General features: G+C 53.4%; 10 protein-coding genes and 1 other annotated feature (1 of these 11 running past the window's edge). All 10 genes read left to right on the top strand.

What is annotated here, in order from left to right; genetic code table 11:
• Positions 1-356: 356 nt before the first annotated feature.
• The 10 genes from P0X86_RS24490 (at position 357) to tetB(58) (ending at position 13,416) form a co-directional block, all read left to right on the top strand.
• Positions 357-2,090 carry an extracellular solute-binding protein gene (locus P0X86_RS24490; protein ID WP_277746694.1) on the top strand — a complete coding sequence of 578 codons (1,734 nt, stop codon included), beginning with the start codon at positions 357-359 and terminating at the stop codon, positions 2,088-2,090.
• Between the two features lie 29 nt (positions 2,091-2,119).
• Positions 2,120-3,091, top strand: coding sequence for an ABC transporter permease (locus tag P0X86_RS24485; protein WP_090909282.1), 972 nt, complete (start codon positions 2,120-2,122; stop codon positions 3,089-3,091).
• A 15-nt stretch (positions 3,092-3,106) separates the two neighbouring features.
• Complete coding sequence (locus P0X86_RS24480) at positions 3,107-4,042, top strand: carbohydrate ABC transporter permease (protein WP_277746693.1); 936 nt, start codon at positions 3,107-3,109, stop codon at positions 4,040-4,042.
• A gap of 51 nt (positions 4,043-4,093) precedes the next feature.
• Positions 4,094-5,872 (top strand): glycoside hydrolase family 2 protein, encoded by a 1,779-nt coding sequence (locus tag P0X86_RS24475; RefSeq protein ID WP_277746692.1) that lies wholly within the window; start codon positions 4,094-4,096, stop codon positions 5,870-5,872.
• A gap of 12 nt (positions 5,873-5,884) precedes the next feature.
• Positions 5,885-6,889 (top strand): aldose 1-epimerase, encoded by a 1,005-nt coding sequence (locus P0X86_RS24470; protein WP_213579478.1) that lies wholly within the window; start codon positions 5,885-5,887, stop codon positions 6,887-6,889.
• 33 nt (positions 6,890-6,922) lie between these two features.
• Positions 6,923-8,665 (top strand): glycoside hydrolase family 2 protein, encoded by a 1,743-nt coding sequence (locus P0X86_RS24465; RefSeq protein WP_277746691.1) that lies wholly within the window; start codon positions 6,923-6,925, stop codon positions 8,663-8,665.
• A gap of 86 nt (positions 8,666-8,751) precedes the next feature.
• Positions 8,752-10,149, top strand: a complete 1,398-nt coding sequence (locus tag P0X86_RS24460; RefSeq protein WP_277746690.1) for a family 43 glycosylhydrolase — start codon at positions 8,752-8,754, stop codon at positions 10,147-10,149.
• A 246-nt stretch (positions 10,150-10,395) separates the two neighbouring features.
• A complete protein-coding gene (locus tag P0X86_RS24455; protein ID WP_096776185.1) occupies positions 10,396-11,343 on the top strand; it encodes an ArsR/SmtB family transcription factor in 948 nt (315 codons plus the stop codon).
• A gap of 229 nt (positions 11,344-11,572) precedes the next feature.
• Positions 11,573-12,604, top strand: a complete 1,032-nt coding sequence (tetA(58), locus tag P0X86_RS24450; protein WP_277746689.1) for a tetracycline efflux ABC transporter Tet(58) subunit A — start codon at positions 11,573-11,575, stop codon at positions 12,602-12,604.
• Positions 12,601-13,416, top strand: coding sequence for a tetracycline efflux ABC transporter Tet(58) subunit B (tetB(58), locus tag P0X86_RS24445; protein ID WP_277746688.1), 816 nt, complete (start codon positions 12,601-12,603; stop codon positions 13,414-13,416). Before tetA(58) ends, tetB(58) begins: the two co-directional genes overlap by 4 nt.
• Positions 13,417-13,533: 117 nt before the next feature.
• Positions 13,534-13,748 (top strand) — a binding site (T-box leader); it runs 18 nt beyond the window's last position.

Here is a 13,748-nt window from a genome sequence, read left to right as displayed (position 1 = left end):
ATCAATTTCACATGTGAAAGGGGAGCCATATCCAATGGCCATGATGAAGAGGATCGTGTCAGGGCGGAGGTGCTTAGACCGCGAATGACCCTTGTCATGCATCAGCCTGAAAAGACATGAAGCGTTGAACATGAAGCGAAGCTGATGGAGCAGAAACGGGATTTTGCCAATTAGAAGAGACAAAGGCTTTCAAAGACATGAAGATGCCTTGACACAAGGAGACACTAGCTTCGAAGGATTAAAAAAGACAGATAAAAGCCTTAAAACCGGACGCCCCCTGAATAACGACGGCATATGGATCCTCTAGAGCGCAGCGGCGGGGTGCTCGCAATTATTCATATCATGGGAGGTTAAGCATGAACGGAACGATGAAGCGTTTTTTCACTTTGTTATTCATATCCATCCTGATTATTTCGACGGTAACCGCTTGCAGCGGCAAGGCAAATGACAAGCCTGACAACACCGTAACCCAAGAGGAAGAAGTAGAGAAGAATGAGGTGACGTTCGAGGATATCAGCGGTGATATACGCGGAAATAAAGCACCGACGCAGGAGCAAATCGATGAGGTCAACGGCACGCTGAATGATACATACCTCGGAGATGTATTTGACGAAGTCATTCCAAGCGATTATTCCGCATATCCGGTCAAGGGCGATGTGGTGCTGGATGTTTGGATGCCTGCCAACTCCAACATCCCGGATATGAATAATCACTTGGTTCAGAAGCAGGTGGAGAAGCTCACCGGCATCAAAGTAAACTTCATTACGCCGCCGGTCGGACAGGAAGCCGATGCATTTACCTTGATGATCTCCTCCGGCGAGCTGCCGGACATCATTATTGACCCGGGCCGTTATCCGGGAGGCTTCGAAGCAGGGGTCAACGATGGCGCTTACCTCGATCTCACCGACCTGATGGAAAAGCACGCTCCGAATTATACGGCATGGCGGAATTCGGACGAAACGAGAAGAAAAACGACCGTGACCGACGACGGCAGGCTGCTGGGCTTCTACGGCATCGCGCCGTATTCCGAATGGACCTGGTTCGGCATGCTGATCAAGCAGGAGGCGCTGGATAAGACGGGACTTCCAGTCCCGAACACGATAGACGAATGGTATGAGTTCCTGAAAAAAAGCAAAGAAGTCGGATATAAGGCGCCGCTGAATTACGGCTCGACGTACGGCCAAATTTTTACCGGTATTATTAATGGCGCATATGGCGTCTGGGATTGGACCTTCATGGACGAGAACGGCAAGGCCGCTTGGGGGCCGGCACAGCCGAAAGCCAAGGAATATCTCGCAACGATGCAAAAGTGGAACAAGGAAGGCCTGCTGAATCGGGACTGGGCTACCGCCGATTTCAATCAACGGATGGCCAGCGCGATTTCCGACGATACGGCCGTGATGATGGATTCCCCGGATACAATGTGGAGTTATTGGAAAGTGCAGAACGACATTGATTTCGTGGGGGCGCTGAATCCTGTTCTGAATGAAGGGGACAAATCCGCGACCACCTACAAAAACTTCAAAAGAACCGGAACCAGTGCAGCCATCACTACCCAGAGCAAAAATGTCGAAGCCGCTATGGCATGGCTGGATTTCAACTATTCCAAGAAAGGCTGGGAGCTGATCAACTTCGGGGAGTACGGCACCGTGCACTTGGTGGATGAGCAAGGAATGCCTTATTATCCGGAAAACAGTTATATGTACAATGATCCGGACGGTCAGCCGGTAGACGTCACGCTTTGGAAATACCGCTGGCATAGTTGGCCGAATATCCGCGACGAGCACAATGCCAATCCGTTGATCACGGCGAAAGGCAGCTATTCCGGAGATATTCGCCAGGACTGGACGGAGAACATGGACACCAGCATGGCGATGCCGCCGATCACGTTTACGAAGGAAGAGGCCTCGCGTGAAGCCGAGCTTGGGAACCAGTTGTCCACGCTGCGCGGAGAATATTTCGCGAAGATCATCATGGGCGAATTGCCGGTCGATGCTTACGATAAATTTTTGAAGGAAGCGCAAAGCATGGGGCTGGACGAATTTTTGAGTCTCCATCAGGCAGCCTTGGATCGGTATAACCAACGATAGTTTTCATAATAAGAACAGGTGGTTGATTCATGGAGATTTTACGAAAAAACAGGGGAATAGACCATGTCCGGACACCCTCGGAGCCTAAGAACACCAAGCGCTTGATTCAAAAGGACCTGAAAAAGAACTGGTTCGTTTATCTGATGGCCCTTCCCGTCGTGGCGTGGTTCTTGATCTTCTGCTACGGGCCGATGTGGGGCGTCATGATCGCATTCAAGGATTTCAAGCCTTTGCTGGGCTTCGCGGACAGCGATTGGGTGGGCTTCAAGCATTTCATCGATTTTTTCTCAGGACCCTATTTTTGGAGGGTCGTCAAGAATACGCTCCTGCTGAATGTATGGGGAATCGTCTTTGGATTTACGGCACCGATCATCCTGGCCTTGCTGCTGAATGAAGTCCGTTCTTCCAAGTTCAAGCGGACCGTGCAAACCATCACGTACATGCCGCATTTTATTTCACTGGTGGTCGTGTGCGGGATCATTCACATCTTTACGTCCAATGAGGGAGTCGTTACGCAGCTGCTTTCCTTCATAACGGGTAAAGACTATTCGTCCCTTCTCGGATACTCCAATTTGTTCCGGCCGATTTATACCTTTTCCGGAATCTGGCAGAGCATCGGCTGGGATAGCATCATTTACCTGGCTGCGATGAGCTCCATCGATCCTTCGTTATATGAAGCGGCCGATATCGACGGGGTCGGCAGGGTGAAAAAAATGTGGTACATTACGCTGCCTCAGATCAGCCCGGTCATCATCATTCTGTTTATCTTTGCGATCGGCGGATTGATGGCTTCCGGCTACGAGAAAATCATCCTGCTCTACAATCCTTTGATCTACGATACGGCGGATGTCATCGCTTCCTATGTTTACCGAAGGGGCTTGAGGGAAGCGAGCCTGAGTTATTCCACTGCCGTCGGCTTAGTAAGCTCCATCGTCAATTTCGGGCTGTTATGGATGACGAATACCATCGTGAAGCGCAGATCTGAATCCAGCTTATGGTAAGAGAGAGGGAAGGTTATGGAGGAAATCAAGCAACTCAAAGTGAAACGAAGCAGGAAGCATAAAAGCATCGGGGACCGCGTATTCGACTTTACGAACTATACGCTGTTAACCGCTTTAACGTTGGTGTGCTTTTATCCCATATTGCATATCTTGTTCGCCTCCGTCAGCGATCCCGGCGCTTTGGTGGCTCATCGAGGGGTATTGTTCAAACCGCTGGGATTCACGCTCGACGGTTACAAGCTGGTCTTTAAGGACAACAGCCTGCTCAGGGGATATATGAATACGATCATTTACGTTGGACTGGGCACCTTGGTCAATATGGTCATGACGATATTGGGCGCTTACGTGCTGTCCAGGCGGGACTTGTATTTCAAGAATTACATCATGGTCATGATTACGATCACGATGTTCTTTGGCGGAGGGCTGATTCCCTGGTTCCTGTTAATGAAGGACATCGGCTTGTACAACAATTTGTGGGCCATGATTCTTCCGACCGCTTTAAGCACATGGAACATCATCATTCTAAGGACCGGATTCCAATCGATTCCGAGAGAGCTGGAAGAAGCGGCACTGATCGACGGCGCAAGCCAGGCCAACATCCTGATCACGGTGATCCTGCCGCTGTCGAAGGCGACGCTGGCCGTAATCTTCCTGTACTATTTGGTCGGGAATTGGAACTCCTGGTTTAACGCGATGGTCCTGCTGAAGGATAGGGAATTGTTCCCGTTACAGCTGTTAATGAAGGAAATCCTGGTCGCCAACGATTCAACGGCCACCACGATCGGCAGCGCGGGCGGTGTCGTCATTAACAGCGCCCAGAGTTCGACCGCGTTCCGGGAGCTGGTTAAATATTGCGCGATCGTGGTTTCGACGGTGCCTATATTGTTGGTGTATCCGTTCCTGCAAAAGTATTTCGTGAAAGGCGTTTATGTCGGTTCGATCAAAGGCTAGGCGTTCAAACAAGCAGATAGAGAGACTGAATCATTAGGAGTGAGCAGCATCTTGACGACAGAAGTTAGCAAGGCACAAACGGTTCGCAGCGAATATCCGAGACCCCAGTTTCAGCGCCAAGAGTGGTTAACCCTCAATGGAGAATGGGATTTCAGTTTTGACGATGAAGCCATCGGCGAGGATGCAGGGTGGTATCATTCGGAAGCGCAGGCTTCCTTTACGAGGAAGATCAACGTTCCCTTTACGTTTCAAAGCAAGCTGAGCGGCATCGACGACCCTTCCTTTCATGATATCGTGTGGTACCGCAGAACGTTCGAAATTCCGCAGGACTGGAACGGAAAGAGGATCGTGCTTCATTTCGGCGCCGTGGATTATTTGGCCAAAGTATGGGTAAACGGGCACTTGGTAGCCATGCATGAAGGCGGGCATACGCCATTCCAGGCCGACATTACGGCTTCGCTCGTGAAAGGAAGCAACACGCTCGTGCTGCGGGCGGAAGATTTCAGCCGCGACGTCACCCTGCCGCGAGGCAAACAATACTGGCTTGAGCACTCGGCAAGCATCTTCTACACCCGTACGACCGGCATCTGGCAAAGCGTGTGGTTGGAGCCGGTATCCCCGGTACACTTGGGCAAAACGATGATGACGCCTGATATCGACCGCAACGAAATTCGCATCCGGACCTTCCTTGAAGGCTACAAGGCGACGGAGGATCTCAAGCTGCAGATCACCGTATCCTATCAGGGCGAGTGTGTTGCCGAAGATCAATATGCCATTCGCAGCGCGGAGCAGCTGCGGACCATCGGCCTCAGCGATTTTACGGACCATGGCCTGGGACGCCTGTGGAGTCCGGAGCATCCGAATTTATATACCATCGAATTCCGCCTTGTTCAGGATGGAGACGTCGTTGACCAGGTATCCAGCTATTTCGGGATGCGGAAGGTATCGATCGAGAACGGCAAACTGTGCCTGAATAATCGCCCGTATTTCCAGCGGCTGGTGCTGGATCAAGGTTATTTTCCCGAGGGAATCCTGACGGCGCCGTCGGATGAGGCTTTGAAGCGCGACGTGGAGCTGGCGAAGGAAATGGGATTCAACGGCGTGAGAAAGCATCAGAAAACGGAGGACCCCAGATTCCTGTACTGGTGCGACAAGCTCGGCCTGCTGTTATGGAGCGAGGCGGCCAACGCTTACGAATATTCCGAGTCGTATGTTCGCCGTTTCACGGCGGAATGGCAGGAGATCATCGAGCGGGATTATAACCATCCTTGCATCATCACCTGGGTCCCGCTGAATGAAAGCTGGGGTGTTCCCAATGTGCAGATGGATAAGCGCCAGCAGCAGCATGGGCTCGCCATGTACCATCTAACGAAGTCGTTAGACGATAGCAGACCGGTTGTATATAACGACGGATGGGAGCATATGACCACGGACTTGGTCACCATTCACGATTATGAGAGCCGCCAGGAAGTGCTGGAAGAACGGTATGCAACAGCCGCGTCCGCGGTGGAAGCCATGCCGGCGAACCGAAGAATATTCGTCGGCGGCGCTTCCTATGACGGCCAACCCATTCTCGTATCGGAGTTTGGCGGCATTGCCTTCAAGAAGAGCGAATGGGAGGGCTGGGGGTATTCCGGAGCCGAGAACGAGGAGGATTATCTGATCCGGCTCAAAGCCGTGGTGGATCCGATGTTCTCTTCCCCGGTGATCCAGGGATACTGCTACACGCAGCTGACGGACGTCGAGCAGGAAATCAACGGCCTGCTTACGTATGACCGTAAGCCGAAGGCGCCGCTCGAAACCATTCGCAAAATCATGACGGGACAATAGGAGGCACATAAAATGGGCGGGACGAATGCCTATGAAGGCGTATACCATAACGAGAAAGCCGTGTTTCTGCGGGCAGGAGCTTATGAAGCGGTCATGCTCCCGGATATCGGCGGTAATTTGATAGCGTTTCGGGACATCGAAAAGGGCTACCGGTTTCTGCATGAGCCGACGCCGGAGGAAATGCCGGCATTCAAAGCAAGGCCGATGATTCACGGCATTCCGGTGTTGTTTCCCCCGAACCGGTATCAAGATGGCCGGTTCCGGTGGAACGGCAAAATTCTTCAGCTTCCGGTCAATGAAGAGGCGACGGGACATCACCTGCATGGATTTCTGTACAACATTCCATGGGAGGTGGACGAATACGGGCATACCGGGCAGGAAGCTTATGTGACCGTGTCCGTCCGCGTGGATGAACAGCATCCGATATTCGAACACTTTCCGTTCCGGTTCCGCATTCAGCTTCGCTACGGCTTAAGCGATCAGGGATTGTCTCAGCGGGTATTGATCACCAATATGGGCACGGAAGCCATGCCGTGTTTGCTGGCGTTTCATACATCCGTTAACGCGCCGTTTGCCGAGGGGGGCGACGCCCGGGATTACCGCTTAAAGCTGACCGTCGGGAAGCGATGGGAGCTGGATGGGCGAATGCTCCCCACTGGCTCCCATCAGGAACTGTCCGCGAATGAACGGGCCATGCAAGGCGCAGGCGTTTATCCGTTCTTCGAAAGCATGGACAATCACTATACCGCCGTGCCCCAGAACGGAAGGAACCGGATGGAGCTTACCGATGAGGCCGGGAAGGTCACTCTGGTTTATGACGTGGGCACTTCCTACAAGCAATGGATGATCTGGAACAACCAAGCGACCGAGGGATTCTTTTGCCCTGAGCCGCAGATCAACCTGGTCAATGCCCCCAATATGGATATGCTTTCCGAAGAAATCGGGTGCTTCAGTCTCGAGCCGAACGAAATCTGGGAAGAGACCAGCCGGCTGTACGTCAAGGAAAGCCGGGGCTAAAGCCCAATTAAACATAATAAAAAGGAGTTCGACATGACTCAATTAACACTACCGCGTCCCGAATACCCTCGCCCGCAATGGGTAAGGCCGCAATGGATCAATCTGAACGGTTCATGGCAATTCGAAATCGACCATGGCCGGAGCGGGAAGGAGCGCGGACTCCATGAACCTGGACATGAGCTGTCCGGAACGATCACCGTTCCATTCTGTCCCGAAAGCAAGCTGTCCGGCGTTGAGTATAAGGATTTCATGGCAGCGGTCTGGTATAAGCGTGAGTTCGAGGTCCCCAAGGATTGGAATGGCAGAATTCTGCTTCACTTCGGGGCGGTGGATTATGAAACCGAAGTCTGGGTAAACGGAGTATCCGTAGGAACGCATCGCGGGGGATATACGCCTTTCAGTTTTGATATCACATCGCATGTGAAGCCGGGCGGGAATATCGTTACCGTCTGCGCGGAAGACGATGTCCGTTCCGGACGCCAGCCGCGCGGAAAGCAAAGCGGACGCTTCTATTCGCATGGCTGCGATTACACCCGTACGACGGGGATTTGGCAAACGGTATGGCTGGAGCAAGTGCCGCAGGCTTATATGTCCGACATGAAGCTGGTGGGTGACCCGGATAATGGCTGTGCCCACCTCGAGATTAAAATCGACGGGAACGCAGCAGGCCATAAACTGACCGCATCCGCCTTGTATGAGGGGAATGCGGTAGGGAATGCAAGTGCTGTCGTATCCGGGCCGTCCGTCAAACTCACCATTCCACTGTCGGAGGTCCATTTGTGGGAAACGGGTCAGGCCAGGCTGTACGATCTGGAATTATCACTGCAAGGAGATGGCCAGGCGAGCGATACTGTCCAATCATATTTCGGCCTCCGAACCGTCATGCTGGACGGCATGGCTTTCCGCATCAACGGCAAATCCGTATTTCAGCGCCTTGTGCTGGACCAAGGCTTCTATCCGGATGGAGTCTATACGGCTCCAAGCGATGAGGATCTCCGCAAAGACATCGAAATTTCCATGGGACTGGGCTTTAACGGCGCCAGGCTTCACGAGAAGATATTCGAACCGCGCTTTCTGTATTGGGCGGACCGGTTAGGGTATCTGGTATGGGGGGAACATGCGAATTGGGGGCTGGACATTACCACTTCCGAGGGATTGTCCCATTTCCTGCCGGAATGGCTCGAAGGCATGGAACGCGATTTCAATCATCCGGCCCTCATCGGCTGGTGCCCGTTCAACGAGACGTGGGACCGGGACGGCGCCAAGCAAAATAACGATGTGCTGCGCATTGTATACGAGGTCACGAAGAAAATGGACCCGACGCGCCCCGTGATTGATACGAGCGGCAACTTCCATGTGGTGACCGATATTTTCGATATCCACGATTATGACCAAAATCCCGAAACGTTCAAGCAGCGATATGAGCCGATGAAGAACGGTGGAGAGGTATACAACAGCTTCCCGAATCGGCAGCAGTATGGCGGCCAGCCTTATTTTATCAGCGAATACGGCGGCATTTGGTGGAATCCGGATCAGAAAGACGAGAAGTCTTGGGGGTACGGCGACAGACCGACATCCGAGGAAGCGTTTCTGGAGCGTTATGCGGGCTTAACGAACGTGCTGCTGGACCATCCCATGATGTTCGGGTTCTGTTATACCCAATTGTACGACGTGGAGCAGGAAGTGAACGGATTGTACACCTATGACAGACGATCGAAATTCGATCCTGAAGTGATCCGCCGCATTAACGCCCGCAAAGCCGCAATAGAGGATTAAGGGCCATTATGACCGGTATCTTGAAGTAGGCTTGTACCATGTTTGGTGTATGATTGCACATTATCCGAAAGGAACGTGACGAAAGGATGAAGGTGAATTACCGGAATAAATTATTGCTCACGATATGCGCATTTCTTATTCTTCCGATGGGTCAGGCGACGCATGCGGCCACGCTTCAGAACAACTTTTACAACGTGGTCATGCAGGATGGAGCGGATCCTTGGGTGTATAAACACACGGACGGCTTTTACTACTTCACGAAAACGACCGGAGGCAACGTGACGATATGGAAGTCCGCCCAACTTACCACGGTGGACGCGGCTCCGACGAGGGTCGTGGAAACGGGCTGCTGCGGGATCTGGGCTCCCGAATTGCATTACATCAATGGCGCCTGGTACATCTACTATGCCAAGGATGACGGGGATAACGTCAACCACCGTATGTATGTCATGGAGAACACGTCGGCGGACCCGACGCAGGGAACCTGGCAGTACAAAGGCCAGATAACGGACCCGACAAACAAATGGGCGATTGACGGCACGGTGCTGCAGGTTAACGGTCAGCTGTATTTTATCTGGTCCGGCTGGGAAGGGGACACCAATGTGCGGCAGAATCTGTACATCGCCCATATGAGCAACCCTTGGACGATTGATTCAAGCCGCGTCGAAATTGCGAGGCCTACGCACAGCTGGGAAACGAATCATTCCCCGCATGTAAACGAAGGACCCCAGGTGATTGTACGCGGCGGCGTCATCAGCCTGGTGTACTCGGCAAGCGGAAGCTGGACCAATGATTATTGCCTCGGCCTGATCACGGCAAGCACAACCAGCGATTTGCTGGATCCGGCTTCATGGACCAAACGCAGCCAGCCTATCTTCAAGTCCGGCAACGGGCTGTACGGCCCGGGCCACCATTCGTTTACCAAGTCACCCGACGGAACGGAAGACTGGATGCTTTACCATGTCGCCAAATATAACAACGCGGGATGGAACCGTGAGGTCCGAGCGCAGAAATTCACATGGCACGCCGACCATACTCCGAACCTCGGCGTGCCGGCGAATCCGAATGCTCCGATAGCGCTGCCTTCCGGCGAAGCGGCGCACACCCGATATGAAGGCGAGGAGGGAACGTTCGGCGGCGTCGCCTATGCATCCCAAAGCCCTAACGGCTCGGGAGGTATGAAAGCAGGGCATATCGATACGCCGGAGAGTTACGTGGAATTTTCGGTGCATGCCCCGTCCGCAGGCGACTACATTTTGCTGGCCCGCACGGCAAACGGAACGGCCGGAGGGAATTGGTCCCATCTTATGCTCAGCGTGAATGCCGGAACGGCCGACAAATTCCATATTACGAATAAAGGGTGGGAGAAATGGGGCTTGTCCACGGCGCGGGTTCAGTTAAAGGCCGGCGTAAACACGATACGTTTTTCAAAAGGCGAAGGATACGGAGAAATCGACTTCTTCGACATCAAGCCGGCGAATTAGGACGCAGCGGATGGCTTAGTCAACCGAAAAATGAAGTGCTGCAAGCTCGATCATGGATGGCTTCCGGTTCTCCCGGAAGCCATTTCTGGCTAGGAAGGGACTGGTGTTCTTCGCCGCATCCAGGCTTATAAACGATGGCAAGATGCAGGGGAATCGCGGATGTAAGCCCTTGCAAGCATGATTGTTTTTCATTTCATTAAGAGATAAGATGAAAGGTAATGAATATGTTTAAAGGAGAGCGGATTTGTGCTGGAACTTGGTTTTAACGACCCGGAAAGACTGGTCACGGTAGCTCATGCCTTGTCAACGCGTTCTCGGGTGGATATTCTGAGGCTCTTGAATTCCAAGAACCTGAATATCATCGAAATCGCCGAGAAACTCAAACTTCCCGTTTCGACGGTGGCGAGCAACATCAAAGTGCTGGAAGCGGCCGAGTTAATCAATACGGAATTGCTTCCGGCTTCGCGCGGGGCCATGAAGGTGTGCAGCCGGAATTATGATGATATCCATATTGCGTTGAATTTGAAGAATTCGGTTCCTAAAGGAGTCACGCATGTCTATGAAGTCGATATGCCGATCGGCCATTACAGCGATTGCGAAGTGGCGCCTACCTGCGGAATGGCCAATGCGGACGGGTACATCATCAAGGAAGACGAGCCGGCGAGCTTTTACCATCCCAAGCACGTGAATGCCCAGATCATCTGGCTTCGCAAGGGATACCTGGAATACTTGATGCCGATGGATATTCCGGCAGGAGCACGAATCGAATCGCTGGAACTGTCCATGGAGATGTGCTCAGAGGCCCCCAATTATGATCATAACTGGCCTTCGAATATTTCGGTGTGGGTCAATGGCGTGGAGATCGGCATGTGGACAAGCCCCGGCGATTTCGGGGATCGCCGCGGCAAGCTGAACCCGAACTGGTGGTACGATTGGGCAACGCAATACGGGTTTCTGAAAATATGGCGCGTGGATGATGAGAAAACGACGCTGGATATGGAGAAGATATCGAGCGTTACTTTGGATCAGCTGAATATTGCTGCAAGCCCCAAACTGCGGCTGCGCATCGGCATCAAGCCCGATGCCGTGAATCAGGGAGGGCTGAATCTGTTCGGCCGCCAGTTTGGCGATCACGAACAGAATATCATCATGCAGGTGAAATATACGATGGATCAGGATGAGGAAGAGCTTTAACGGGGATTTTCGCTTTCTGATAAGACATACCGTGGTGGCAGTGCAGTGATTTTTTCTGCGCTGTCACTTTTTTTGTTTAGGGACGGCAGGGGCGTTGTGTACTGCCGATCCCCGACTCTGATGGTAGGAGGTTTATTTTTCGAGCCTATTCTTCTCCCGGTTTACATTCCGTTTAAGTAGGGGTGTTACGATCCAAACATCATCTGTTAAGCGAATAGGAGGAGTCATAATGGAGCATGCAAACAGAAGGAACATGGAATACAGCCCTGGCGACTTGGCTGTCGAGGCTTACGGGCTGGTCAAAACGTTTGGCGATAACCGCGCCGTGGACGGCGTGGATTTGAACGTGCGCGCCGGTACGATTTATGGCGTGTTGGGACCGAACGGCGCAGGCAAGACGACGACCATCCGAATGCTGGCCACCTTGCTAAAGCCGGATGCGGGTTCGGCCCGAATCTTCGGGCACGATGTGCTGACGGAATCGCAGATTGTCCGTCAGTTGATCGGGGTCACCGGCCAGTACGCCTCGGTGGATGAATCGCTCAGCGCTACGGAGAATCTGATCATTTTCTCCCGCTTGTTGGGGCTGGGACGCACGGAGGCACGGCAAAAGGCGGGTGAGCTGCTTGAGGAATTCGGGTTGTCGGAAGCCGCCAAACGGCCGCTCAAACATTTCTCCGGCGGCATGCGGAGAAGGTTGGATCTGGCGGCAAGCCTCATTGCCCAGCCGCCGCTCATCTTCCTGGATGAACCGACGACGGGGCTGGATCCAAGGACGCGTTCCCAGATGTGGGATACGATCCGCCGATTGGTAAAGACCGGCTCAACGGTGCTGCTGACCACGCAGTATCTGGAGGAGGCGGACCAACTGGCAGACCGGATCGCCGTTATTGATTACGGGCGGGTCGTGGCCGAGGGGACGGCGGATGAACTGAAGATGTCGGTAGGGACTTCCTCGCTGCACTTGACCGTCCAGGATGCAGTGGATATGGGCCGCGCCCGCCACACCGTGGAACAGGTGCTAGGCGTTCATGCCAACATATCGCCGGAAGCCGGAAAGATAACGGCGCCGATGGCTAATGCGGGTCTTGTTACAGACCTGTTGATCGAGCTGCGCACGGCAGGCATCGGCTTGTCCGAGATGAGCGTGCAGAAGCCGACCCTGGATGAGGTGTTCCTGACGATCACCGGCCACGGCGTGAAGGAAGACGATGCCCCATCGTCTAATGAATCCAACGATAGAGAGGTGACAAGAGTATGAGCAGCACGATCATGAAATCGGGGACGGAACGCCGGCTTAAAAACCGCACGAGTTTCGGTCAGACGGTACGCAACTCGTTCACGATGGCCTACCGGGGTCTGCTGAAGCTCCGGCGCACGCCCGAGCAGCTGTTTGACGTTACGTTCCAGCCCATTATTTTCACGCTGATGTTCACCTATATTTTTGGCGGCGCCATCTCCGGCGACGTGGCCAGTTATTTGCCTGTCATCATTCCCGACATCCTCGTTCAAACCGTGATTACGACCTCCGTCGTCACGGGCGTTCAGCTGCGCGAGGATATGGATAAAGGCGTATTCGACCGATTCAAGTCGCTGCCGATTGCGCGAATTGCTCCGCTTGCAGGCGCCCTGCTGGCAGATACCGTTCGTTATACCATTGCAACGGTGCTTACCTTTTCGATGGGATACGTCATGGGTTACCGCCCGGGCGGGGGCCTGGGTTACGTTGCTCTTGCCGCGCTGATCGTCATTGTATGCTCATGGGCCATCAGCTGGATATTCGCGTTCTTCGGCGTGATTGCAAGATCCGCCTCCGGCGTGCAGGGGATATCGATGATCGTGCTGTTTCCGCTCACGTTTCTCTCCAACGCCTTCGTGCCGGTAGATACGATGCCGGGCTGGCTGCAGTGGTTCGTGAACATCAACCCGATATCGCATCTGGTGACGGCTGTCCGGGATCTGACGAACTCCGGAACCGTGGGCTGGGATCTGACGATATCCTTGGTCGGCGCCGCGATCATCGTGGCGATCTTTGCTCCGATCACGGTTCGTGCATATATGCGCCGCACCTAATATTCTGGGGACACCTCCGGCGGTATTCACCCATGCTGCCGGGGTAAGCGGGACGTCCGTCCAAAACGGAGTTGACATCGATTTATTAATTCACTATACTGTCTGTAATCTTATAAGCGACATACGTTGAAAGAGCCCAGTAGCAGCTTGGTCCCTGTTCTAGAAAGCCGGGGGGCGATGGAACCCGGTACATACCAACGCAGCGAATTACACTCTGGAGTATCTCGGGTAATGCCGAGCGGAAACGGCGAACGATACCTCGTCTAATGAGCGGCATGAATGGCGCGCGGCAAGCGCTGCAGACCATTCGTGCAATCTGGGTGGTAACACGG

It is taken from the genome of Paenibacillus sp. BR1-192, from assembly GCF_029542445.1.
GTDB classification, from domain to species: domain Bacteria; phylum Bacillota; class Bacilli; order Paenibacillales; family Paenibacillaceae; genus Paenibacillus_AQ; species Paenibacillus_AQ lautus_A.
This window is presented reverse-complemented; position numbering and strand designations above follow the sequence as displayed.

Bases quoted from the DNA above. Each gene is read 5' to 3' on its own strand.
- P0X86_RS24460 (WP_277746690.1), top strand. From the start codon at position 8,752: ATGAAGGTGAATTACCGGAATAAATTATTGCTCACGATATGCGCATTT.
- P0X86_RS24490 (WP_277746694.1), top strand. From the start codon at position 357: ATGAACGGAACGATGAAGCGTTTTTTCACTTTGTTATTCATATCCATC.
- P0X86_RS24465 (WP_277746691.1), top strand. From the start codon at position 6,923: ATGACTCAATTAACACTACCGCGTCCCGAATACCCTCGCCCGCAATGG.
- P0X86_RS24485 (WP_090909282.1), top strand. From the start codon at position 2,120: ATGGAGATTTTACGAAAAAACAGGGGAATAGACCATGTCCGGACACCC.
- P0X86_RS24480 (WP_277746693.1), top strand. From the start codon at position 3,107: ATGGAGGAAATCAAGCAACTCAAAGTGAAACGAAGCAGGAAGCATAAA.
- P0X86_RS24470 (WP_213579478.1), top strand. From the start codon at position 5,885: ATGGGCGGGACGAATGCCTATGAAGGCGTATACCATAACGAGAAAGCC.